This is a genomic window from Nocardia nepalensis, from assembly GCF_048910785.1.
In the GTDB taxonomy this organism is placed as follows: domain Bacteria; phylum Actinomycetota; class Actinomycetes; order Mycobacteriales; family Mycobacteriaceae; genus Nocardia; species Nocardia nepalensis.
Map to the genome: position 1 here is coordinate 18823 of NZ_JBKBET010000008.1, position 22394 is coordinate 41216.

Here is a 22394-nt window from a genome sequence, read left to right on the forward strand (position 1 = left end):
CCGACGTCTCGAAGAGCCTTAGCTGAGTCGATTCTCGAGCCAGGATAGGGCGAATTCTCCTTGTCGGCGTTGGAATTCCCGTAGCCGTGGCAGGCCGGGTGGCGGGGGTTTGAGTGAGTTGACCAGGAAAAAGCCGGTGAGCGCGGCAAGTACGGCGTTGACGCTGCGGCGGTCGATTGTGCGCGTGTAAGGCAGGCGCTGCCACAGGGTTTCCGGGTCGCCGCCGTCTTGCATGGCGATGCTGGGCACCATGCACATCGGATCGATCCAGTTCGCTCCGATCGCCGCGTGCGGCCAGTCCACGATCACAACCTGTTCGCCCGTCAGCAGCACGTTGTCCGCGCGCAGGTCCATATGCAGCAGCGTGTGCCCGGCTGCGGCATCGGCCCACCCGTGCTCCAGAGCGGCAAGCAGATCCAGATGATCGCCGACCCAGTCCGGCAACCGCTCGACGGCCGAGGGTCGTTCGGTGAGCGCGCGCCACTGTGCGAAATCGTTGACCAGCAGCTCAGCTACGGTCGGCGCCGGAATGGGGCTGGGGGTCAATGCTTCACCAAGGGTATGCACTGCTGCCAACACCCGGTTCAACTCCTGCGGACGCCACGGCAACACGGGCGTATCGCCGTCGATATCGCTCAGCAGCAGGGCCACCCAGTCGCCGTCGTCGTAGTGGCCGATCGGGTACGCGACCGGCAAGCCCGCCGGAAGCCCGTCGAGCACCTCGGCCTCTCGACGCAACAGCCTCGGACCTGTCGGATTCGGCGAGTCCGACATCGCCTTGGCGAACACCCGCCTGCCATCGGACAAGCGCAACCGGGCAGCCAGCCCCGGGGAAAACCCTCCGGGTTTGCTCTGCGCGGCAATCACCCGCGCACCGACGACATCCTCGATCCCGCCGCGCACCCGCGGCGGCAGACAACCCCAGTCCAACCTGCTGCCGCCGATGCCCTGCCACACGTCCATGTCCGAATGATGGCTCACACGCCAGACAACACGCACCCCGTTTTCCGGTGGATACGAAGACCATCTCTCCGGGCTGAAAGCCCTCGCATAAGACCGCGGACCCGCGGCGGCAGCGGCGGTGGCTGGATCTGGTTGACACAGTGTGTCTTCCGCGGTCCGGCCGCCGTCAACGGTTTGGATTGCTCGTATTGGGAGCCGAAGTCAAATCCCGGCAACGGAAAGGAGTTTCGGTACGGTTCGATTCCCGGCAACGGGTCACCCATGCCGGAATTGTTCCGCACCAATTTGCCCGGTGGTCGCCAACCGGTGAGCGGAGTTCAGCGTGTGGTGTAGGCGCCGCCGTTGAGGTGGATCGTCTGGCCGGTGATGTGGCGGGCGTGTGGGGAAGCTAGTTACTCCCGTCGGCGCCAGCTCGGCCGAAAGGCCCGCCGACCAGGCGGCCAGGGCGGCCTTGGCCGCGCCGTATGAAGTCGAGGCGTATTCGGCGCCTATCGAGCCGACATTGATCACCGACCCTCCCGGGCCGAGACGGTCGCGCAGGGCTGAAGTGGTCAGCACCGCGGTGAGCAGATTCGCGGCAATGTTGGCATTCCATTGCGCTGCAAGGTCTTTCAGCGGCTGGCCCGTGCCGAAACCGCAGGCTTGATCACCCGCGAGCCGACCACCGCGTCTCGCCGCGGCGTCCTGGTCACCCTTACTCCCGAGGGCCATGAGCTGATCGAGCGGATAGTCCGCGAGTTGCTCGACTATGAAACCTCTCTCACCGAATGCCTCACCGCAGACCAGCGAGCCGCCCTCACAGACGGGCTGCGTTGCTTGGCGGCGGCGGTACGCCCAGATCACCAGATTTAGAGTCTCGTCCAGTTGGCGCTACAGGAGAGATCGTGCGTCCCCAGCATGCTTCATGAGCGCCCGAAAGAATCGGCCGCATCGAGACTGGTTGTCGGGGTGGATTCTCGCTCAGCACCCAACTGTCCGTGGTCGCACCGATGCTGTCCGGCCGCTCACTCGAGCGGCCGGACAGTGCTTGTCAGTTGGCGGTCGCCGGTTTGTGGCTCGCGACGATGAACTCACCGATAGATGCGTCGACCGCTTCGCGCACGCGAATCGTCTGGGGCAGTAGCCCGTTCGCGGCGAGCAGGTCTGCGGCGTGCTGCTGTTCGTCGAGGAATTCCTCGGTCACCGGGCCGATGCCGAACGGCCGCCCGCGCAGCGCCGCCTCCCAGGCGTCCAGATCGGCGCTGCCACCCCGGGCGACGATGTCGTCGACGAAGTACTGGGCGGCCGCGCGCGGGTTCTGCGCGATCCACGCATCGGATTCCTGCAGCGCGGCAATGATCGCCCCGAGGGCTTCGCGATTGTTCTCGGCGAAGTCGCGGCGGGTGAACCACAGCGAAGGGTGGCTGAACAGCGACTCGGTGTCGATCAGCGTCCGCAGTTCGGTGACGGCCTCCACGGCGGTCAAACCCGGGTAGGCGCCGACCCAGGCATCGAGGTCGCCGGCTGTCAGCGCGGCGCCGCCGTCGTGCACGTCGGTGTCGACCGGTTCGATGTCGGCCCAGCCCAGTCCGGCCTTTTCCAGCGCGAACAGCAGCAGGGTGGTCTGCCAAGAGCCGTGGGCGATGCCGACGCGCTTGGCCTTCAAATCGGCGACCGATTGGATGCCGCTGTCGGCCTTGGTGACCAGGCGCCCGTTCTCGATGCGCGGACCGGAGATGCCGACGTAGACGATGTCGCGGCCGTGGGCCAAGGCGGTGACCGGTGGAGTGAAGCCAGTGCCGATGAAGTCGTAGCCGGGATCGGTGAACAAGAAGTCCGAATGCATCGACGGCAGTGCGGTTTTCACATCCACGCGCTTCGGCTGCGGCAGGGCACGCAGATCCACCCATTCCACCTCGGGCAGGGTGCGCTCGAGGATGCCGCGGTGGCGCAGGACGAACAGGGAGTTGTTGTGCGGGAAGTAGCCGACACGAACGGTCATGGAAAGGCTCCTGGGGATGCTGGGAAGTGGTCAGATCAGGCCGCGGCGGCGGGCTTCGTCGGCAAGGCCGGTGCGACCCCACTGGACGGCCAGGTTGGATTTGTCGAAATCGACCGAGCCGCCGAGTGTTTCGGCGATGGCCTGATATTGGGCGCCTTCCTCGAGCAGCACCACCAGCTCGGCCAGCTCCAGCAGTCCGGCGCGGCCGATGACGTTGGCGCCGCCGTTGGCTTCGAAGATGGCGATCAGGTCGGGGTCCCGCGTGAGCTGGTCGAGGATGAAATCCCCGGCGCCGATGCTGCGGTCGATATGCGGCGGAATCTGCCGGGACAGGGTCAGCCGCTGCACCGCGGCGTAGCGGATGGGGAATACGCGGTGGGTCTGGGCCCAGCCGCCCAGCCACGGGCTGTGCACGTGCACCACGGAGGTGATCTCCGGGTGCGCGCGGAACACCTTGGCGTAGCCGGTGACGAACCCGGCGGATCCGGCGCCCGAGAGTACGTCACCGTCGAAGCCGGCCACGACCGGCGCGACGGTGCGGTCGTCGGCCCATGGGCCCGGTTCGTTGAGGGCGATGGCGATCTCGGTGCCCGGTACGCGTTCGACGAAATTGACGGTGCCGTTGCCGGTGACGGTGCCGGTCGCACGCAGCACTCGGAAGGCCTTCTCCGCGTCGCGGGTCGCGCCGTCGACGAAGGCCTGCACGGTCTCGTCGAGCCGAATCTCGGTGGTGGTCATGGTTTCTCCTGGTCAGGCGTGGGTGAGCACGGGAGTGGTCGGGGTGGTCAGACGGGTGCGACCCAGCAGCGGCAGAACTTCCTCACCGATCCGGTAGGCCTCTTCCAGATGTGGGTTGCCGGCCAGAATGAAGGCGTCGACACCGAGATCGATCAACTCGTCGAGGCGTTGGGCGACCTGTTCGTGGCTGCCGACCAGACCGAAGGCGGGCCCGCCGCGAATCAGGCTGAACCCGCACCAGACGTTGGGCTGCACTTCCAGATCGCGGTAGCCGGTGATGGTTTCGGGCACCCAGCCTTTGATGCGGGCCGCACCGACCGAATCACCTTGGGCGGCGCGGTTGGCGGCGTCGCGATCGACGAAGGCCCAGCCTTTGCGGATCTCGGCCCAGGCCGCTTCCTCGGTGTGACGGGCCACGATGTCGATGCGGACCGCGAATTTCGGGGTGCGCCCGATCGTTTCGGCGTGTGCGCGCACCCCGTCGAACTTGGCGCGCAGATCGGCGTAGGGCTCGAGCCAGGACAGGTAGTAGTCGGCGTGACGGCCGGCGGCCTGCACTGCCGCACCCGAGGACCCGGAGAAGTAGACCTCCGGGAAGGGTTGCCCGGCCAGGCCCGGCGGCAGGGCGGCGGCGTCGGTGCCGAAGAACCGGCCGTCGTGGGTGAAGGGCTGTCCGTCCCACACCCCGCGCAGCACGTCGAGGAATTCGCTGGTGCGTGCGTAGCGGTCGTCGTGGGATACCTTGTCGCCCCACCACAATTGGGCCGGACCACCGCCTCCGCTGATGATGTTGTAGACCAGCCGTCCACCAGTGGCGCGTTGCAGGCTGGCCGACATGCGCGCGGCCTGCACCGGATGCAGGAACCCGGGCTGGAAGGCGACCATGAACCGGTAGGTGGTGGTCTCGCGGGCCAGCGCAGCGGCGAAGGCCCACGGGTCCTCGGTCACGGGGAACGAGGGCAACAGACCGCCCAGGAAACCCGCCGATTCACTGGCTTTGGCGACGGCGGCGACGTGGTCGATGTAGCTGTAGCCATCGAGTGCGCCCCCGCGCACGGCCGGGGCGATATTGCCGGGGCCGTAGCCGTTGGCGTGGCCGCGGTTGTAGCGGCGCGGGGTGCGCAGGGAGGCATGGTCGCCTTCCATGCCGATGCGCCAATAGATGTCGATGCTCATGCCGTGGTCTCCTGCAGGGTGCGGCCGGCCGGATCGGCCAGGAACAGCAAATGCTCACCGGCGCGGTGCACTTCCTCGATGTGCGGGTGCCCGGACAACACGATGCTGTCGAAGCCGACGGCCTCGTAGACCTGCAGCTGCTGGGCGACCTGCTCGTAGCTGCCGACCAGGCCGACCGGCTGCGGGTAGCCGAGTTCGGCGAACCCGGCCCAGCGGGCATCGTCGAGACTCAGCGACCGCGCGCCGGGGCCGTCGGGATGTACTTCGCGCCATTGGCGTTCCGCGCGTGCCCACGCCTCGTCCTCGGTTTCCCGGGCGATCACCGGCAGCTCCAGCCCCGCGCGCACAGGGCGACCGGTCTCGGCGGTACGCTCTCGCAGCCGCGCCAGCGCCGCGGCCGGACCGCCGGTGGATTCGGTGAACAGGTGCACATCAGCGTGGCGGGCCGAAAGATCCAGTGCCGGTTCCGAAGTGCCCGATATGTACACCGTCGGGAACGACAACCCGGACAGAATGCCGCGGAAGCCGCCGTCGATCACGTCGTAGTATTCGCCCGCGAAATCGAACCCGGTGCCTTGGAATCCGGCGCCGGGCACCGGATCGGCATTCCACACCCCGCGCGCCACGGTCAGGAACTCTGCTGCCCGCGCATATCGGTCGTCCCCGCTGACCCGGTCGCCGCGGGTACGCGCTTCCTCGGCGTCGGTGTCGACGGCCAGCCGCCAGCCCAGCCGTCCCGCGGACAGCCGTTGCAGGGTGGCCGAGACCTTCGCCGCGTACACCGGAGTGCCGAACGCAGGCTGGAATTCGACGATCACGCGCGCGTGGCGGGTGGCGCGCAACGCACCGCCGGCCACGATCCACGATTCCTCGCCCAGCGGGTCGTACGGCGCGAGCACACCGTCGAGGCCCGCCAGCTCGGCGGCGTTGATCACCTGGTGCAGATCGTCGAAAGGCCCGAAGTGCCCGGGACGTACATCGGTCGGCTCCCGGTCGTCCGGGCGTACGAAGCGCCCGGACGCCGGTGTCGGGACCGGGTCACCGAATCCACCGCGGTGACGCAACTGCGGGCGAGCCCGGCGACCGTCACCATGGCTGGGCAGTCGCCACAGATACTCGGTCATGCCGCGACCTGCCCGGCGGCGACCAGCTCCCGCGCCCGCGCCAGCGGCTCGCGGGCGACCCAGGAGTCGAGGTCGAAATCGGCGGCCAGGAAACCGTGGGTATAGAGGAACTGCTTTTGCACCCCGAGCAGCTCCAGGCGTTCGGGATCCAGCGACGGATGCAGACCATGATGGAACTCGGTGCCGTAGGCGGCCGCGACTCCCTCAGGCCCGGACAGGGTTTCGCGTTGCAGCACCTCCCGCACGCCGTCGAGATTGTCGGTCGCCCAGTCCGCGGCTCGCAGGCTCTGAGCCAGGAACCCGATCACCGCGTCCGGGTTGGTGTCGAGCAGATCCTGATGCACCGTAATCGGGCGTGGGGTGCCGTTGTTGACGCGCAGATGTTTGGTGTCGGTGGCGTCCAGGTCCACCGCCACCCGCAGCCCGTGCTGCGCGGCGACTTCCTGAGCGCGGGCACCTTTGACGTAGATGGCGTCCACCTCACCGCGCAGCAACTCGTCGGCGCCCCAGGTGATGGACCGGGCACGTTGCTGAACCTCGGTGCGCACCTGCGGATCCCGCTCCACACGCAGCTCCACGACCTGCACATCGGCGAGGGTGAGCCCACCCAGGCGCAGGGCGCTGGTGAACCCGTGCAGGGCCATCGCTCGCGGGAAGCTGCGCGCCTGATCCTGCGCCCAGGCCGGGATACCGATCCGCAGCCCCGCCAGTTCGGCGGGTGAACTCACCGGCGACTGCGGGCCGACCAGAATGGCCTGCGCTTCGTCGATCCAGGTCAGCCCGATCAGCCGGGTCGGTGAGCCCTGAGCGCGCGCGGCCAGCGCGGGCACGTTGCCGCCTTCACGCACCAAACCCTCGAGAGTGTGGTCGAAGTGGCGGGCGGCCAGCTCCGGGCTGGCGTCTTGCAGGACCCCGAAGTCCAGGCCGTGGATACGGGCGCTCTCGCCCAGCCAGCCCAGACTGTGAGCCAGCCCGCTGGCGGTCGGCACCGGGCAGCGGGTGTACCAGAGGGTGCCGGCAGGATCGGGCTGTGCTGTGGTGGTCATCTATGCTCCTGAGTTCTTCGAGGGGGCGGCGCCGACGCCGAGTTCGGTGAGGAAGGCCGCGCGATAGCGCAGCGCGGCAGGGTCTTTGCCGTCGCGCGGTTGGGCCAGGTCGATCTCGGTGTCCACCGCGAAGCGGCCGCGATCGAGAATGAGCACCCGGTCGGCCAGGCGCACCGCCTCGTCCACGTCATGGGTCACCATGAGCACCGCCGGGTGATGGCGGGTCACCAACTCCCCCACCAGGTCCTGCATCTGCAGCCGGGTCAGCGCGTCCAGCGCGGCGAACGGCTCGTCCAGCAACAGCAGTTCGGGTTCGCGCACCAGCGCCCGCGCCAGCGCCGCACGCTGGGCTTCACCACCGGACAGGGTCGCCGGCCACTGCCGAGCCTTGCCGTCCAGATGCACCTCGGCCAGCGCGCGCAGGCCCGCCTCCCGGATCTGCTTCGAACGGCGTTGCCCGACAGTCACATTGGCCAGTACCCGCTTGGACGGGATCAGCCGCGGCTCCTGATAGACGGTGGTGCGCACCGCGGGCGCCAGCACCTGCCCTGCGTCCGGGGTTTCCAGGCCGGTGAGCAGGCGCAGCAGGGTCGTCTTGCCGGTGCCGCTCGGACCGAGCAGGACCACGAACTCGCCGCGGCGAATCGTCAGATCGACCCCGTCGAGGACAATCTTGTCACCGAAGGCCTTGCGCAGTCCGGTGATCCGCACAGCGACCGGCGCGGTGGCACGCGGCGACTGTTCGACGGCGGTCATCGGATTGCCAACTGCCGCCGCCAGGGCATCGCATACCGTTCGGCCAACCGCACCACGACGTCGAAGATCAAGCCCAGCACCGCATACAGCACCACGCACAGCACCATGTAGTCGGTGCGGTTGTACTCCTGTGCCAACGTGACCAGATAGCCCACACCCTCGGTGGTACCGACCTGTTCGGCGGCGATGAGGCCGGTGATGCTGATGGACAAGCACACCCGCAGCGCCATCAGGATCCCCGGCAGCGCCGAGGGCAGGATCACCTCCAGCACCAGCCGCGCCCCGCTCAAACCGAATCCGCGCGCAGCCTCGACCACTTTGCGGTCCACATTGCGCACTCCCAGATAGGTGTACGCGTACATGGGCGCGACGGTGGCCACAGCGATGAGTGCCACCTTGTACAGCTCGTCGATGCCGAACCAGGCGATGAACAAGGGCACCAGCGCCAGGAACGGCACCGCCCGCACGATCTGCATGGTGGAGTCCACCAATTCCTCACCGAGGCTGGACAATCCGGCGATCAGGCCGAGCAGCAGCCCCACACCGACACCCAGCCCGACACCGAACGCGGCGCGGGTGAAGGAGGCCACCGCGAAGTCGAGCAGCTGGCCACTGCCCAGCAGTTCGGTGAACGCCGACCAGACCTTGGACGGTCCGGCCAGCACCTGCGGCGAGAGCGCACCGGTGGCCGAGCCGATCCACCAGGCGGCGACGATCAACGTGGGCAGCAGCACACGCAACGGTACTGACAGCCATGCGGGCCTGGACTTCTCGATCCGGGTCCGCGGCGGAGCGAGAGTGCCGAGGTCTTCCTCGGCGGCGGGGACGGCGAGCACAGCCATGTCAGCGGCCTGTCTTCAGCGCGGCCAGTTGCTCAGGAGTGAGCTTGGCCTTCAGGTCGTAGAAGATGTCGGAGGCAGTGATCTTGCGGGCTATCACGCCGTTGTCGGCGAACAGATTTACTACATCGGCCAGATCGGCGGCATCGGAATCGGCCGGCAGCCGCGGCACGGTCGCCTCTGCCCCGACCCGCACAGCGTCGGACAGGCGCACACCACTGAGCGCGCGCGGACCGGTCTGCTCGAAGACGTTCTCGAACCCGGCGGGATTGTCGTGCTGCTGAGCGGTCAGGCTCTGCAGCACTTCGAGGTACTTGGCCGCGACTTCGGGGCGCTTGTCGAGGATCTCGGTGCGGAACACCACCACCGAGTTGTCCTTGGAGCCGATGCTTTGTTCGGTGGCGATCTCCACGCCGCCGTTGGCCTTGGCCTCCTGATACGGCACCAGGAACGAGGCCCACGCATCGACCTTGCCGGTCGCGAACGCCGAGGCCGCGTCCTTCTGCTGCAACGGCACTCGCGTCACCTTGTCGGCCGGGATGCCGGCCTGCGCCAGCGCCTTGAGCAGGATGTATTCGCCCTTTCCGGCCGGATTGACCGCGACCCGCTTGCCGACCAGATCCGCGACGGAGTGGATGCCGGAATCCTTGCCCGCGATGATGCCGCTCTGATCCTTGCCCGCCGGGTCCTGCACCGCGACGATGCGCACGGCCACGTCCTTGGACAGCGCGCCGACTACCGGGCTGAACGCGGCACCGGAGACATCGAGTTCCTTGGTGTTGAACAGTTTCAGCATTGAGCTGAATCCCGGTGTGGTGATGACCCATTCGACCTTCGCACCCAGCGGCGCGAGCGCCTTGTCGAAGGTGCCGTCGCGCTTGGCCACCGCCAGCGGACCGGAATTGCCAGGGTCGGCTACCTTCAGCACCAGCTTCGCCTGCGGGCCCGCCTCGGTGGCGGTTCCCGAGCCACACGCCGCCACCAGAGCAACGACAGGGGCGAGCGCGAGCGCGAGACGCCAACGGCTTGGCCTGCGCGTGCGGAACATCGTGGAATACCTCTTCCGAATCAGGGATCGAAGCCAATCAATGAGCAGCGACAGTAGGGGCGCAGCCGCAGCGTTGCGAGGTAATCCTTTCCGAGGATCGGAAAGCTTGACACGTACACAATGGAAGCGTTATCGGACACCTATTTTCGGCCGACCGGGCGAAAGCTCCGCTGCTGTACCACTTTTCGCTCACCGTGAGCGGAAACCCGATCACGCCAGGATTTCCACATATCGGATAGGACTGTCGCCCAGCGGCACCGCCGCGCCGTGTTACCGTCCCCGGCGTGGAAGCTTCCGGAGTGCAGACCGTCGCCCGTGCCCTGTCTGTGCTGGACTGCTTCCGCGGCGGCGAGGAACGCGGCGTATCCGAGATCGCCCGCCAGCAGGGCCTGGCGGTCAGCACCACCCACCGGCTATTGAGCGCCCTCGTGCAGGCCGGATTCCTCGACAAGAACGAAACCTCGAGCCGCTACCGCATGGGCGGCGCCCTCGCCGAATACGGCCAGATCGCCTACCGCCAGCACCGCATCTACCTCGCCGAACCCAGCCTCGAACAGCTCGCCGCCACCACCGGCGCCAGCGCCTCGGTCGCCATCCGCCACAGCATCCACGCCGTGCTGCTCGGCACCAGCCGCTGGCGCGACAGCGACGGCCACCGCCTCATGGGTGTTCGACTTCCCCTGCACGCCAGCGCCCTGGGCAAAGCTCTGCTCGCCTGGTCCGACACCCCCGACGACTTCCTGGCCACCCTCCCCTACGACGAAGGCACCGCCCGCTCGGTCTCCACCGCCGCCGAACTGCGAGAAGAACTCACCCGCACCCGATCCCGCGGCTACGCCTACAACGACGAAGAACTCGACCCCGGCTTCCGCACCGTCGGCCTGCCCATTCTGACCCCAACCGGCGACGCCCGCTTCGCCCTCGGCCTGCGCGGCCCCACCACCCTCATGATCCCCGAGCGCATCCCGTTCCTCGTCGAGCTGGCCAAGGTGACCGCCGCCGAGATCGCCGCCCGCTTCGCCGCCGACCAGACCGGCGAATGACGCCCAAACATATTGCCGCGCAAAGGTATCTGTGAGGTTGGTTAACCTGTGCCGAGCCGTCGACGACCGCTCCAGCAGGTCCGCCACGCGCGTCGCGCGGCGGTCGGACACATGACAGCGCGCCCGGTCGCCACTGCCGCATCGGTGTGTCGCCTCCCCAGAAGAGCGGTCCAAGACTCCGGGGCTACGAAAACCGTTGTGATCAAGCTGATTTCATCTCGCCGTGCGGGAACAGGCGCTCGCGCGCGCGGGTTGCTCCTGCCATGACTCTCGGAATTGCGCTCGCTGCCTCGAATTCGGGCAACTACGTCGACCAGATCGTGGCGCAGGCCCGCTCGGTCGCCGAGCTTGGTATCGAGTCGGTGTGGTTCGGACAGCGGATGGACTACGACTCCCCCGCCCTCGCCGCCATCGTGGGCCGGGAGGTGCCGGGCCTGCAGGTCGGCACCTCGGCCATCCCCGTGGTCGGCCGCCATCCGTTGCTGGTGTCCTCTCAGGCGCAGACCGCCCAAGCCGCGACGCACGGGCGTTATCATCTAGGTCTGGCCCTCGGTTCGACGCTCGCCGCCAGCGCGTTCGGCACAGCCTTCGATCGGCCCATTACCCGCTTGCGCGAGTTCCTCACCGCACTGCGCGAATTGCTCGACACGGGCACCGCCGACTTCCACGGCGAACTGCTGACGGTCACACCGCCGCTGCCGACCGCGGTTCCCGGGGCAGAACCACGCGTACCGGTGTTGGTGGCCGCGATGGGACCGCAAGCACTACGCGTCACCGGCGAACTCGCCGACGGCACCCTGCCGTATCTGGCGGGCCCGAAGACCTTGAGCGAGCACATCGTCCCGGTGATCACGAAGACGTCGGAAACCACACCACGCATCGTCGCCTTCGTCCCGGCAGTCGTCACCTCCGATGTCGAGGGCACCCGTGCGACGGCGGTACAACAGCTGGCGTTCTACGAGCAGGTGCCGTCCTATCGCCGGGTCATCGAACTCGAAGGTGCCTCGCGGGCAGCGGAACTGGCGCTCATCGGCGACGAGGAGACCATCGCCGCCGGAATCCAGCGCTACTACGACGCAGGCGCCACCGAGGTCGTGCTGACCACCACGGATCTGGCCGGCCCGGACGATCAGCACCGCACCTGGGCACTGGCCGGCGCCCTCGCGGCCGACTGGGCCGGCTCCTCGGCGGCTACCACCCTGCCCGCGGGGTAGCATCGCGCGATCCCGAACTCGGCCCCGGCGCACCCGCACACGGCGTCGCCAACCAACCCGAACGCTTAATCCACATCCCATCCCGATCGAGGGAAGCGGCAGCGTCGCCCATAACCCGGACCTGCTTGTTCGGCCTCTCACCGTCGGCGCGCAAAGCGGCCTCCACTTCGATGCCGAGCCCGACTCGAGGTTTCGCATGATCCGATCCAGATGCGGGCCGACCCGCGTAGCTCGTCAGATAGAGGACCTCGCCAGCCACGAAAACCAGATCGAGGTGACGTGCGGGTATCCCTCCGAGTCGATCGTCGCCAAAATGTGCGGCAGTATCGAGGGACAGCAGGCCTTTGACCTCGGATTCATCAAGTCGTCGCATAGGTGATACAGCGAACTTTCTTGTCTAGAAACAGATCTCACGACTATGCCGGTCATGCCTGCCGCTGCGCATTACGCATTCGGCATCGGCACCCACGGCCAGGCAATCAGCGGCGTGTGTGCGGGCTCGAGCCCAGCGCATACTGCGGGCGCGTAATCCGAAGCCGACGTTCTCGAGCACCGAGAGGTGTTGGAACAGAGAGCTGTGCCACACTCTTAGCGTTTCCGCAGGTCGATCCGTGTGGTTAGCGCATGTGTCCCCCTCCGGACACAAAATTGTGGCAGATATGCCCCAGAAATCGGGTCCGGGCAGCCTGCCGGAAGAAGGCCGGTTCGCACTGAGAATCACCGATCGACGGATGCTGCCCATCCCCGCCCTCGGTGGCCCCCTGCTGCTGGCGGAACTTGTTGTGGCGCATCGGGATTAACTGTCTGAATTGAGTCGACGCCTACGGTATCGAGCACCTGTACGTGCTCGCCATGGATGAGCTGCTCGCCAAGGACGCGGCGTTTCTACGACGCGCACCTGTATCTGGCGAACCGGGTTTCACGGCTGGTTATGCTGCGGCTGCCGAAGCGGATCCTCGATCTCGACGTGGACCTAACCAGCCTTGTTGGATACTCAGAGCCTGCGATTCACCCGTTTCCCAGGTCGGATCATTTACCCGGGAGAGGGGAATTGACCGTCGAGAAGTACTGGATGGCCGCGCCGATGGCGACCGGGGCGGTGATCAGCAGTTGGCCCGCGACGGTGCCGAGGGCACCGACTGCGATGATGCCGCCGAGGCAGCCGATGGCCGCGGCCGGGATGAACGCGCCGAACAGCCCGACGATCGTCGCGGAAGCGACGGTGGCGCCGGCGATACCGCCTAGCACACAGCCGACCGCGCCGCCGCCGAGTCCGCCGACCAGGGTACCGAGTGTGGCTCCCATGGTGATGGTGCTGGTTAGGCGGGTCCAGGCGGCCTGCTCACGGTCGTACTGGTTCTTCCACGGCGCCTGATCCTCGTATGGCAGCGCGACGGGCTTGTAGGTGGCGTGAGCCATGTCGAACTGCGGGGTCAGGGTCGCGGTGCGACCGGCGATGTCGGCTGCGATCGGGAATTCGAAGTCGTCGACGCGCACCTTCAGCGGCATGCCGGTGAGCACGGTGCCGTCCGCGGCCGCGATCTTGAAGACGCCGTTCTCGACTACCATCGATCCGGCGTCGGTGGTGACGATGGACTGGGTGTCGGTGGCGTGCGCGGTGAATCCGACGGCCTCGGTCTCGGCGGAGGTGGTCGCGACGGACGAAGCGCCGCCGGGGGCGCCGCCGAGGGGCGCGGCAGAACTCCCGCCCACGGCTATGCCCACCGCGGCGGTCGTGAATGCGGCGGCCAGGGCGAGTTTCGTTATTTGCATGACATTCCTCGGTTTCGGAGGCGTGGCGAAACGACGGCCATGCCTATGGTGGGTAGCGATTTCGGTTGAGGTGATTACAAGTGCCCGCGATAAGGCGGCGTATGTGGATGTGACGGTGTGTGGTCGATCAATCAGTCGGGTGGCAGCCGCTCGACAATCGTCGCGTTGGCCATCCCGCCTGCCTCACACATGGTTTGCAAACCCCATCGCGCCTCGTCGTGCTCCATCGCCTCGATCAGCGTCGACATGATCCGTACGCCGGAGGCGCCGAGGGGATGCCCGAGCGCGATCGCGCCGCCGTGGACATTCACCTTGTCGTGTGCAACGCCGAGTTCTCGCTGCCAGGCAAGGGGAACGCAGGCGAAAGCCTCGTTTACTTCGAACACGCCGATGTCTGTCAGGGACAGGCCGGCCCGCTGCAAAACCCGGCGCGTCGCAGGCACGACACCCATCAGCATCAGGACCGGATCGTCACCTACTACGGCGGTGGCATGTATCCGGGCGCGACCACGCAGACCGAGATCCGCCGCCTTCTCTGCCGACATCACCAGTGCCGCACTGGCGCCATCGGTAAGCGGTGACGAATTTCCGGCAGTGACGCACCAGTCGATTTCAGGGAATCTGTCGAGCATCTCGTCGTTGCGGAAGGACGGTGTCAGCCGCTCCAGCAGTGACACAGTGGTGTCCGGCCGGACGGTCTCGTCGGAGTCGATGGCACATCCGGGCACCGTGACCAGGTCCGCGGCGAATACACCCTCCGCTGCGGCGCGGGCGGCCCGCTCATGTGACCGGCAGGCGTATTCGTCGAGCTCCTGACGGCTCAGTTTCCAGCGGGCCGCCACCAGCTCGGCTGATATTCCCTGCGGCACCAGTGATCCCGGAAACCTGGCAGGCACCTGGACGCCGTACGGGTCGGCGCCGCCGATGTTCGACCACAGCGGAGCCTGGCTCATCGACTCCACCCCACAGGCGATTACCACCTCCGCGGCGCCGGCCGAGATCATGTGCGCCGCGAAATGCATTGCCTGCTGGCTGGATCCGCATTGGCGGTCCACCGTCGTCGCGGGTACCTCGACCGGAAATCCGGCGGCGAGCACCGCATGACGGGTGATGTTCGCGGACTGGACTCCGGCCTGGGTGACGCACCCGCCGATCACGTCGTCGACGATTCCAGGGTCGATGCCGGTGCGACCGGTCACTTCGCGCAGGACGGTCGCGAGCAGATCGACGGGATGCACGGTGGACAATCCACCACCTGGCTTTCCCCGACCGCTGGGTGTACGGACGATGTCCACGATCACGGCCTCATGCATCGGTTGCCTCCCGGCTTGCCGTTGGTTCATCTCCGGAACAGCCCTTCCTGCCGAAGGCGGGTGGCGAGTTCGGGATGATCGTTCAGGAACCGGGCCGAGATATCGGCGACTCGATGTCGCCAGCGGACCACCTCGGCTTCCGGGACGATCGAGTACGTGCCAGTCCGGTTGGATACCATGCGGGACACGAGGTCAGCATCGTCACCAGCCATCTGAGTCCACCGGTTGGTCAGGTTGTGTCCGGCCTCGGTGACGGCGGTGTGCTCCGCGGCGCTCAGTCCGGCCAGCCACTTGGCATCGGCCACCACGGCGTAGTTGATGAACATCAGGCCTGGCACCTGAACTGCGTGTGGAGCCTTGCCGATGATCTCGGTGGACCAACCCCCAGGTGAGGTGAAGGCTCCGTCGACTTCACCATTCGCCATCGCCGCGCCGAGGCGTGGAATCGGAATCGGCACCGGCTCGGCGGCGAGACTGCGCATCAATTGTTCGTACAATCCGCCGCCGGCCACCCGTATCCGCTTGCCGTGGAGGTCCTCGAGCTGACGGATGTTGTTCTGGGGAAAGGCGAACAGCTGGTCAGCGCCCCGCATCAGCCCCAGCAGCTCGATACCGTGCGGTCTGACCTGGTCGGCGAGCACGCCGACAATCGCGTCCCGGGTGGCCGCGTCCGACATGACCGTGTCATCGAGGCCGAAAGGCAGATTCATGAAGCCGGTGGTTGGTTCGATCGCCTCGAGGTGCGCCATATTCACCGCGGCGATGTTCGCCTGTCCGGACAGTACCGCCTCCAGCGACGCGCGACCGGCGAGAACTTGCTGCTGTGGATTGATCCGGACCACGGCTTCGTGCCGCGAGCGCGAATCGACAGTGCCGGCGAAGTCGTCGAAATACGGCAAGCGTGGATGTCCCTGCGGGATGTCGTGCACGAAGGACACGACACGCGGCTCGGATGGTCGTTTGGGCGTCTTCGCTTCGGTTCCACAGCCGGCCACGGCGAGCAGAATGCTGAGGACGACAGAGGTTCGTTTGTACTTCACTGTTCTCACACGTCTTTCCGAAGTGCCGCACGGCGCAACTTCCCGACTTCATTGCGGGGCAGCGTCTCGACGTAGTCGAACGACCGTGGACTGGCATGCGCCCCTACGCGTTTGGTCACTGCCACACGCAGTTCCTTCTCCAGTTCGGCTATCGGTTGGGTGTCATCGGCACGCACGAGCACGGCGCGCACGATCGTTCCGCCGTGCGGTCCGCCGGCTGCGACCGCGGCTGCTTCGGTGATACCGGGATGTTCGGACAACACCCGCTCTACCTCGACCGGACTGACGTTGTAGCCGGAGGTGACGATCATGTCGTCCTCCCGGCCGAGGAAGTTCCAGCGACCATCGGGCCGCCGGCATGCCCGGTCCTCGGTGACGAACATGTCGTCGATCCACCGCGCCCGCCACGCCTCAGGCCGATTCTCATAGCCACTGCTCAGTTGGTATCGAGGTCGTTCGATGGCGATCAATCCGCTCTCGCCTTCATCCACCGACCGCCCCTGATGGTCGACCAGCCGCACGGAGAATCCCGGGATCGGACCACCGAGAGCGCCCGGTATCGGCGGCGGACCGTCGGCCAGGTCGGCGAGCACCATTCCGACTTCGCTGAGCCCGTAGCCATCTCGAATCGCCGGCGCGCCGTTCGAGGACCATGCCGCCGCGGTAGCGGCGTCCAATGGCTCCCCGGCCGCGGCGGCCACGTGCAGATCGCCGGCCGCGCCTCGCCGGCGCAGAGGAGTCAGCAGTTTCCGGTAGGCACTCGGAGCAGCGGCAATGCAGGTGACACCGTCTTCGGTCAGCAATGCCCACCATGCTGCGGGATCGAAGTCCCCGTCGTATACGACGCGCGGGACACCCAGTGCCATCGGCGCGGCGCCTGTGGAGTAGAGCCCGTACGCCCATCCCGGGTCTGCCGTGGTGAACAGCAGATCCCGTTCGGTCACGCCCAGCGAATATCGCGCGAAAGGAATAACAGACAGCAACGCGGAATGCGGCATGACACAGGATTTCGGATCACCCGTCGTACCGCTGGTGAACAAGAGTGTCGCCGGATCGCCGGCCCCCGTGGACACCTCCGGCCCGTCTGCTGCGCTCCGCTCCCATTCCGCCCAGAAACTCCGGTCACCCCGAACCAAACCGGTTCCCTTCGGGCCGGTTACCGTGACGACGGCGATATCGGCTTGCATGGCGGACAATGCCGCCTCCAGTGTGTTTCGCCACCGGTGGCCCACTACGACCAGTCCGGCTCCGGAGGAACGAAGCCGGTAGGCGATGGCGTCGGTGCCCAAACCGCAGAACACGGGGACATACACCAGTCCGCTGCGCCACGCGGCCAGCGCGACTATCCAGCTCTCCACCTGACGTGACAGCACACCGGCGATCCGATCACCGGGACGGAGTCCCGCCGTGGCGAACATGCGCGCCGTCTTCGCCGCCGCCGTATACAGCTCCTGGTAGGTCCAGCGTTCCCTCGAGCCGTCCGCATGCCGGACTGTCAACGCCAGTCGACCCCGTTGCGTCACGTAGCGGCCACACGCTTCCTGCGCGGTGTTCAACGAAATGGCGGGATTCTCGGAGAGCTGGGCTTCCACATGTGCCCAGACATCATCGGGTGTCTTCATCGATTTCTCCGAATTCCATTAGGAGCGGGCGGGACCGACGGTGAGGGCCAGCAAACTTATCGCGCAGCCCACCACGATGTAGGCGGAAATGGCCCACAAGCCGATCCCCGTGGCAATGAGCGCCGCCGCGACGAACGGCGCGGGCCCACTGGTGATCAGCCCGCTCATCTGATAAGCGACGGATGCGCCTGTATAGCGCAGCCGGGCGGGGAACATCTCACCGAGAAAGCCCGCCATCGCGCTGTAGGTGACGGCATGTCCGATTGTCACGATGAGGATCATCGCGAGCAGGATCAGCCAGGGGGATCGAGTACCGATGAGCCAGAAGAACGGGAACGCGATCGCCGCCATGTACCCGGAACCAATCATCAAGATCTTCCGATTGCCGAACCGATCGGCGATCATGGCGACAGCCGGGACGGTCCCGATATCGAGCAGGCATGCCACGATCAGACACAGCAGGATGTCGTTCTTCGGAATCCCGAGCCGGGTCGGGCCATACGACAACGTGAATACCGTGACGAGGTAGAACGGGATACTGGCCGCCGCCTGGACACCGATCCCCACCAGCACTTGGCGTTTCGCTTCCTTAAGGACATCGAGGAGCGGAAACGCAGAGATCGTGCGGGATTCCCGGACCTCCCGGAAGTCCGGTGACTCGACGATGCGTACCCGGACGTACAGCCCGAGGGCCACGAGGACGATGCTCGCCACGAATGGCACGCGCCATCCCCAGGACACCAGCTGATCATTCGGCAGGGTGCTCACCGCGAGGAAGGCAGCTGAGGACAGGACCAGACCGGCAGGCACCCCGGCCTGCGGCCAGCTGCCGTAGAACGCCTTTCGCCTCGCCGGCGCATGTTCGATCGCCATGAGCACCGCACCGCCCCATTCACCCCCTACGGCAAACCCTTGAACCAGCCGAGCGAAAACGAGCAAGGCGGGCGCGACGACGCCGGCCTGCGAATAGTTGGGGAGCAGTCCGATGGCAACGGTGCTGAAGCCCATCAGCAGCAGCGAACCTACCAGCATCTTCTTGCGGCCGAGGCGATCGCCGAAGTGGCCGAAGACGATTCCGCCGACCGGGCGCGCCGCGAACGCGACGCCGAAGGTGGCGAATGCCGCCAGCGTGCCCGCCGCAGGGTCCATCGTCGGGAAGAACTGCTTGTTGAACACGAGGGCGGACGCGGTGCCGAACAGAAAGAAGTCGTACCACTCGATGGCGGTGCCGATGAAGCTGGCGAACGCGACGCGCGCGGGTTTCGCCCGGGCGTTCGCAACCGGCTGATCCGTGGCGTCGAACTCTGCTGTTGTTGTCACTGGTGGTCTCCCAACTGCGGTGGCGGGCGGTGAACGAGTACTGCGCGCGTCCGCCCCTCAGTTGCTCCGTGTCTGCGAGGTAGTGCGCTGGATCACAAGAGAAGCAGGTTTCCGGGTGGAACACAAGACCAAATGTACTGATCATTACAACGCAGGGCACATGCATTTGATCTTAGAAAGATGCTTTGAACACTGTATTTACTGCCGATCATCGAACGGCTGGCAAAAAGTTGTACCGATCGTTACCATGATCGACATGATGCAGAACGACTCTGATGCGGTAAGGACGGTCCTGGTCACCGGCGGATCGCGCGGTATCGGCGCAGGCATTACTCGACTGCTCGGCGAACGCGGTCGCAACGTCGCTTGTAGCTACCGAAGCAGCCGTGAGGGCGCCGAGAAGTTGGCTGCCGACCTGCCCGAACGTGTGCGGCCCGTGCATTACGACTCGTCGGTTCCGTCATCGGCGGACACGGTCGTCGATGCGGTGCTCGCACGATGGGGCCGGCTCGACAGCCTGATCCTCAATGCTGGTCAATGGCAGGGCGGCCGGTTGGCATCCACAGCCGCCGACCTTTGGTGGAACGTCGTCGAACACAACCTCAAAGGGGCTGCCGACCTTACGCGAGCCGCGCTCCCCGCACTGACTCGCGGCGACGATCCCAGTGTCGTCCTGATCTCTTCGGTGGTCGGCATCATCGGACACGCGGGTGATACCGCCTATGCCAGCGCGAAGGCCGCCATGATCGGCTTCGCCAGGTCGCTGGCCAAGGAGGTCGGTCGCGACGGTATTCGCGTCAACGTGCTCGCGCCCGGCTTCGTCGATACCGACATGACCGCCGGCGTCTCCAACCGGGTACGCCAAGACATCGCGGGACGAACAACGTTGGGCCGATTCGGCACGGTCGACGAGATCGCGGGTGCCGCGGTGTTCCTCTCGGAGGATGCAAGTTACTGCACCGGAACGGTTCTGACAGTCGACGGTGGTTGGTCTCTCTGACCGCCGCAAGTTTCACTCACACAGGAGAATCCGCATGATTAACGAAGGAATCGATCCCGGCGAGTACCAGGAGCTGTCCCAACGAATCCACGCAACCATTTGGGACCGCCTGGCTCCTTTGGAGCAGCAAATCGAGAACGAAGAGCGCATCCCCTACGACATGGTCCTTCCGGCGCTGCGCGAGTCCGGTGCGTTCGGACTACTGGTTCCACGTGAATACGGTGGTAGCGGGCTCTCGATTCGGCAGTATCTTCCGATCATCGCCGAATTCGCCAAAATCCAAGGCGGGCTCCGGGTGATCGTGCACGTCCACAACTCTTTCGCCCACGCGCTGTCCGAGATGGGTAGCGCGGGGCAGTGCAAAGCCGTTCTTCCCGGCGCGGCGACCGGCGAGAAGTCCGTGGCCTTCGCCCTCACCGAGCCGGATCACGGCACCGGCGCCGACCTCGGCACTACCGCCGACATCGACGGGACCGGTTATGTCCTCAACGGACGAAAGTGGCTGATCACCAACTCCGACCTCGCCACGCACTTCATGGTCTTCGCCAAGACCGGCGAGACGAGTGTGTCGGCGTTCCTGGTAGAGCGTGGAAGCCGAGGGCTGCACATCGGACCACTGCCGGAGACGATGGGCTGCAAGGGTGGTCAGCACGGGATCATCACACTGGACAACGTGGCCGTTCCGGGTAGTGCCCTGATCGGCGCCGAGGGCGAGGGGCAGCAGCACCTCGAACGGGCGCTGGAGATCAGTCGCGTGTTCATCGCCGCCAGCTCACTGGGTACCGCCGAACGCGCCCTCGAACTCTCGACCTCCTACGCCAAGAGCCGGGTAACCTTCGGGCGGCCGATCGGAGACCGACAGGCGATACAGCGATATCTGGCGGAAATGGCCATCGACGTCTACGCGCTGCGGAGGATGCTGGTCGACGCGGCGGCCAAGTGGGATTCGGGCCAACGGATCCCAGCCGAGTCCGCGATGTGCAAACAGTTCGGCCTGGAGGCCGTCGGGCGCGTCACGGACCGCGCTCTGCTGATTCACGGCGGCATCGGTTACACCCGCGAATACCCCATCGAACGTCTTTACCGGGATGCCCGGCTCAACTGGCTGGAAGAGGGTACTCCTACCATCCAGTATCTGGTCATCGCGCGTGAACTGCTGTCGGGCTACGACTCCGCCGACACGGGCGCCCTGTTGACCGCCGGCTGACCATGATGGGATGTGCTTCCCCCTGCCGGACAATCAGCTTGACAATGGGGAGCATGACACGGAAGCGAAGCCGATGACCACCAGCACGTTCGAGGCCAAGCAGGAGCGAGTTGTCCGCAAAGCCGCCGAGCTCTGGGCTCGCACCAGCTACCACGGCACCGGTATCAGCGAGCTCTGCGACGCTGTCGGCCTGGGGCGCGGCGCGCTGTATCGCTACATCGGAAGCAAGGAAGCACTGCTGTTCCACATCAGCAAGACTCAGGTGGACCGGATGAACGACCACGCCGAGGAACTGCTGAAGGCCGACCTGCCCGCCGACGAGTTGCTACGCGAGATGGCCAGGGCACTGATCCGCAACATCGCCACACATCGCGCCGAATGGGCGGTCTTCTTCCGCGAGTACACGTCGCTGACCGGAGACAACCGCGATCGCGTTGTCGCGGCGCGCGAGCGGTACGAGGGATACTGGCGCCAAGCGATCGACCGAGGCGTTGCGGACGGAACGCTCAAACCAGTCCCTCGGCTGCTGGTCAAAGGCATCCTCGGCATGCTGAACTACACCTACCTGTGGTTCGAGCCGGATGGTCGGACCAGCTCCGAGCAGCTCGCCGACGACTTTCTCGACACCCTGCTGGACGGCATGCGGAGTCACTGAAAATCCTTTGCGAGCGGTATGTGCCGCGCTGAGGCACCGGGATAACGGCATACGCCGTGAAACGCAAGCACTACAGCGAGCATAGGAGGCCCCGTCGTCGAGACGCAGCGCAGCAGCGCGGCGTTCGTACTGCCAGGTCTGCATACGCGCTGGCCTCGGCACCGAGACAGCTGGCTGTCTCGGTGCCGACAGCAGTTGGCCGGCCAGGTGCCCACAGCACCGACGGCGACGATGCCACCGAGGCAGCCGATGACGAATCCGCCGAACGGCTCGATGATGGCGGCCGACGCGACCGTCGCACCAGCAATTCCGCCGAGCAGACATTCGTCCGCACGGATAACAACTTTGCGTCGGCGAGCACGCTGTCGTCGGTTGCCTTGATCTTGAAGATCGCATTGTCGACGGACATTGATCCGGCGTCGGTCCGAATGAGTGTCGATGTGGCGGTGGTCATCGCAGGCGTTGCCAACCCTGCCCCTTCATGGTGAACCGCTTACCAGAAATAGGTATGTCCGTGGCAGTTCGGCCGTCCGGAT

22 protein-coding genes are annotated in these 22394 nt (G+C 66.1%); 7 read left to right on the forward strand and 15 right to left on the reverse strand.

Features of this window, described 5'->3' with window-relative positions; all coding sequences use genetic code 11:
- Positions 1-18: 18 nt before the first annotated feature.
- The 10 genes from ACHQ4I_RS07465 to ACHQ4I_RS07510 form a co-directional block, all read right to left on the reverse strand.
- A complete protein-coding gene (locus ACHQ4I_RS07465) occupies positions 19-963 on the reverse strand; it encodes a phosphotransferase family protein (protein ID WP_420770953.1) in 945 nt (314 codons plus the stop codon).
- A 255-nt stretch (positions 964-1218) separates the two neighbouring features.
- Entirely contained in the window at positions 1219-1806 is a 588-nt protein-coding gene (locus tag ACHQ4I_RS07470; RefSeq protein WP_420770954.1) for an SDR family NAD(P)-dependent oxidoreductase, read from the reverse strand.
- 187 nt (positions 1807-1993) lie between these two features.
- On the reverse strand, positions 1994-2944 hold the full coding sequence (locus ACHQ4I_RS07475) for an ABC transporter substrate-binding protein (RefSeq protein WP_420770955.1): 951 nt from the start codon (positions 2942-2944) through the stop codon (positions 1994-1996).
- A 30-nt stretch (positions 2945-2974) separates the two neighbouring features.
- A complete protein-coding gene (locus tag ACHQ4I_RS07480) occupies positions 2975-3682 on the reverse strand; it encodes a class II aldolase/adducin family protein (RefSeq protein ID WP_420770956.1) in 708 nt (235 codons plus the stop codon).
- Positions 3683-3694: 12 nt separating this feature from the next.
- Positions 3695-4858, reverse strand: a complete 1164-nt coding sequence (locus tag ACHQ4I_RS07485; protein ID WP_420770957.1) for an LLM class flavin-dependent oxidoreductase — start codon at positions 4856-4858, stop codon at positions 3695-3697.
- A complete protein-coding gene (locus ACHQ4I_RS07490) occupies positions 4855-5982 on the reverse strand; it encodes an LLM class flavin-dependent oxidoreductase (protein ID WP_420770958.1) in 1128 nt (375 codons plus the stop codon). Before ACHQ4I_RS07490 ends, ACHQ4I_RS07485 begins: the two co-directional genes overlap by 4 nt.
- A complete protein-coding gene (locus ACHQ4I_RS07495) occupies positions 5979-7028 on the reverse strand; it encodes an ABC transporter substrate-binding protein (RefSeq protein WP_420770959.1) in 1050 nt (349 codons plus the stop codon). The genes ACHQ4I_RS07490 and ACHQ4I_RS07495 overlap by 4 nt, the downstream gene beginning before the upstream one ends.
- On the reverse strand, positions 7029-7784 hold the full coding sequence (locus ACHQ4I_RS07500; protein ID WP_420770960.1) for an ABC transporter ATP-binding protein: 756 nt from the start codon (positions 7782-7784) through the stop codon (positions 7029-7031).
- The gene (locus ACHQ4I_RS07505) at positions 7781-8626 is read right to left on the reverse strand and encodes an ABC transporter permease (RefSeq protein WP_420770961.1); all 846 of its coding nucleotides are present in this window, start codon (positions 8624-8626) and stop codon (positions 7781-7783) included. Before ACHQ4I_RS07505 ends, ACHQ4I_RS07500 begins: the two co-directional genes overlap by 4 nt.
- Before the next feature lies 1 nt (position 8627).
- Positions 8628-9671 (reverse strand): NrtA/SsuA/CpmA family ABC transporter substrate-binding protein, encoded by a 1044-nt coding sequence (locus ACHQ4I_RS07510; RefSeq protein ID WP_420770962.1) that lies wholly within the window; start codon positions 9669-9671, stop codon positions 8628-8630.
- A gap of 284 nt (positions 9672-9955) precedes the next feature.
- On the opposite strand from ACHQ4I_RS07510, the gene ACHQ4I_RS07515 reads away from it, so the two are divergent.
- From ACHQ4I_RS07515 to ACHQ4I_RS07525, 3 genes are all read left to right on the forward strand, one after another.
- A complete protein-coding gene (locus tag ACHQ4I_RS07515; protein ID WP_420770963.1) occupies positions 9956-10714 on the forward strand; it encodes an IclR family transcriptional regulator in 759 nt (252 codons plus the stop codon).
- A gap of 263 nt (positions 10715-10977) precedes the next feature.
- Entirely contained in the window at positions 10978-11928 is a 951-nt protein-coding gene (locus ACHQ4I_RS07520) for a TIGR03564 family F420-dependent LLM class oxidoreductase (RefSeq protein ID WP_420770964.1), read from the forward strand.
- A 659-nt stretch (positions 11929-12587) separates the two neighbouring features.
- Positions 12588-12728, forward strand: coding sequence for a hypothetical protein (locus tag ACHQ4I_RS07525; RefSeq protein ID WP_420770965.1), 141 nt, complete (start codon positions 12588-12590; stop codon positions 12726-12728).
- Positions 12729-12957: 229 nt separating this feature from the next.
- Here ACHQ4I_RS07525 and ACHQ4I_RS07530 read toward each other — a convergent pair whose 3' ends face one another.
- The 5 genes from ACHQ4I_RS07530 to ACHQ4I_RS07550 form a co-directional block, all read right to left on the reverse strand.
- Complete coding sequence (locus tag ACHQ4I_RS07530; protein ID WP_420770966.1) at positions 12958-13701, reverse strand: DUF8020 domain-containing protein; 744 nt, start codon at positions 13699-13701, stop codon at positions 12958-12960.
- A 131-nt stretch (positions 13702-13832) separates the two neighbouring features.
- On the reverse strand, positions 13833-15014 hold the full coding sequence (locus ACHQ4I_RS07535) for a thiolase family protein (protein WP_420770967.1): 1182 nt from the start codon (positions 15012-15014) through the stop codon (positions 13833-13835).
- 26 nt (positions 15015-15040) lie between these two features.
- Complete coding sequence (locus tag ACHQ4I_RS07540; RefSeq protein ID WP_420770968.1) at positions 15041-16054, reverse strand: TRAP transporter substrate-binding protein; 1014 nt, start codon at positions 16052-16054, stop codon at positions 15041-15043.
- A gap of 5 nt (positions 16055-16059) precedes the next feature.
- On the reverse strand, positions 16060-17676 hold the full coding sequence (locus ACHQ4I_RS07545; protein ID WP_420770969.1) for an AMP-binding protein: 1617 nt from the start codon (positions 17674-17676) through the stop codon (positions 16060-16062).
- 18 nt (positions 17677-17694) lie between these two features.
- A complete protein-coding gene (locus ACHQ4I_RS07550) occupies positions 17695-18996 on the reverse strand; it encodes an MFS transporter (protein ID WP_420770970.1) in 1302 nt (433 codons plus the stop codon).
- 115 nt (positions 18997-19111) lie between these two features.
- Between ACHQ4I_RS07550 and ACHQ4I_RS07555 the strand changes: the two genes are divergently transcribed.
- The 4 genes from ACHQ4I_RS07555 to ACHQ4I_RS07570 all read left to right on the forward strand — a co-directional run bounded on the left by ACHQ4I_RS07555 (position 19112) and on the right by ACHQ4I_RS07570 (position 22346).
- Positions 19112-19996 carry an SDR family NAD(P)-dependent oxidoreductase gene (locus ACHQ4I_RS07555; RefSeq protein WP_420770971.1) on the forward strand — a complete coding sequence of 295 codons (885 nt, stop codon included), beginning with the start codon at positions 19112-19114 and terminating at the stop codon, positions 19994-19996.
- Positions 19997-20030: 34 nt separating this feature from the next.
- Positions 20031-21203, forward strand: a complete 1173-nt coding sequence (locus ACHQ4I_RS07560) for an acyl-CoA dehydrogenase family protein (RefSeq protein WP_420770972.1) — start codon at positions 20031-20033, stop codon at positions 21201-21203.
- Between the two features lie 73 nt (positions 21204-21276).
- Positions 21277-21858 carry a TetR/AcrR family transcriptional regulator gene (locus ACHQ4I_RS07565; protein WP_420770973.1) on the forward strand — a complete coding sequence of 194 codons (582 nt, stop codon included), beginning with the start codon at positions 21277-21279 and terminating at the stop codon, positions 21856-21858.
- A gap of 56 nt (positions 21859-21914) precedes the next feature.
- Positions 21915-22346: a hypothetical protein gene (locus ACHQ4I_RS07570; RefSeq protein WP_420770974.1), complete on the forward strand. Its 432-nt coding sequence runs from the start codon at positions 21915-21917 to the stop codon at positions 22344-22346.
- The last annotated feature ends 48 nt before the right edge of the window (positions 22347-22394 follow it).

What these genes read in the sequence shown, in the direction of transcription:
- ACHQ4I_RS07485 (WP_420770957.1), bottom strand. Translation starts at nt 4,858, where the DNA reads ATGAGCATCGACATCTATTGGCGCATCGGCATGGAAGGCGACCATGCC.
- ACHQ4I_RS07560 (WP_420770972.1), top strand. Translation starts at nt 20,031, where the DNA reads ATGATTAACGAAGGAATCGATCCCGGCGAGTACCAGGAGCTGTCCCAA.
- ACHQ4I_RS07510 (WP_420770962.1), bottom strand. Translation starts at nt 9,671, where the DNA reads ATGTTCCGCACGCGCAGGCCAAGCCGTTGGCGTCTCGCGCTCGCGCTC.
- ACHQ4I_RS07530 (WP_420770966.1), bottom strand. Translation starts at nt 13,701, where the DNA reads ATGCAAATAACGAAACTCGCCCTGGCCGCCGCATTCACGACCGCCGCG.
- ACHQ4I_RS07465 (WP_420770953.1), bottom strand. Translation starts at nt 963, where the DNA reads ATGGACGTGTGGCAGGGCATCGGCGGCAGCAGGTTGGACTGGGGTTGT.
- ACHQ4I_RS07545 (WP_420770969.1), bottom strand. Translation starts at nt 17,676, where the DNA reads ATGAAGACACCCGATGATGTCTGGGCACATGTGGAAGCCCAGCTCTCC.
- ACHQ4I_RS07475 (WP_420770955.1), bottom strand. Translation starts at nt 2,944, where the DNA reads ATGACCGTTCGTGTCGGCTACTTCCCGCACAACAACTCCCTGTTCGTC.
- ACHQ4I_RS07495 (WP_420770959.1), bottom strand. Translation starts at nt 7,028, where the DNA reads ATGACCACCACAGCACAGCCCGATCCTGCCGGCACCCTCTGGTACACC.
- ACHQ4I_RS07565 (WP_420770973.1), top strand. Translation starts at nt 21,277, where the DNA reads ATGACCACCAGCACGTTCGAGGCCAAGCAGGAGCGAGTTGTCCGCAAA.
- ACHQ4I_RS07490 (WP_420770958.1), bottom strand. Translation starts at nt 5,982, where the DNA reads ATGACCGAGTATCTGTGGCGACTGCCCAGCCATGGTGACGGTCGCCGG.
- ACHQ4I_RS07535 (WP_420770967.1), bottom strand. Translation starts at nt 15,014, where the DNA reads ATGCATGAGGCCGTGATCGTGGACATCGTCCGTACACCCAGCGGTCGG.
- ACHQ4I_RS07520 (WP_420770964.1), top strand. Translation starts at nt 10,978, where the DNA reads ATGACTCTCGGAATTGCGCTCGCTGCCTCGAATTCGGGCAACTACGTC.
- ACHQ4I_RS07480 (WP_420770956.1), bottom strand. Translation starts at nt 3,682, where the DNA reads ATGACCACCACCGAGATTCGGCTCGACGAGACCGTGCAGGCCTTCGTC.
- ACHQ4I_RS07500 (WP_420770960.1), bottom strand. Translation starts at nt 7,784, where the DNA reads ATGACCGCCGTCGAACAGTCGCCGCGTGCCACCGCGCCGGTCGCTGTG.
- ACHQ4I_RS07505 (WP_420770961.1), bottom strand. Translation starts at nt 8,626, where the DNA reads ATGGCTGTGCTCGCCGTCCCCGCCGCCGAGGAAGACCTCGGCACTCTC.
- ACHQ4I_RS07525 (WP_420770965.1), top strand. Translation starts at nt 12,588, where the DNA reads ATGCCCCAGAAATCGGGTCCGGGCAGCCTGCCGGAAGAAGGCCGGTTC.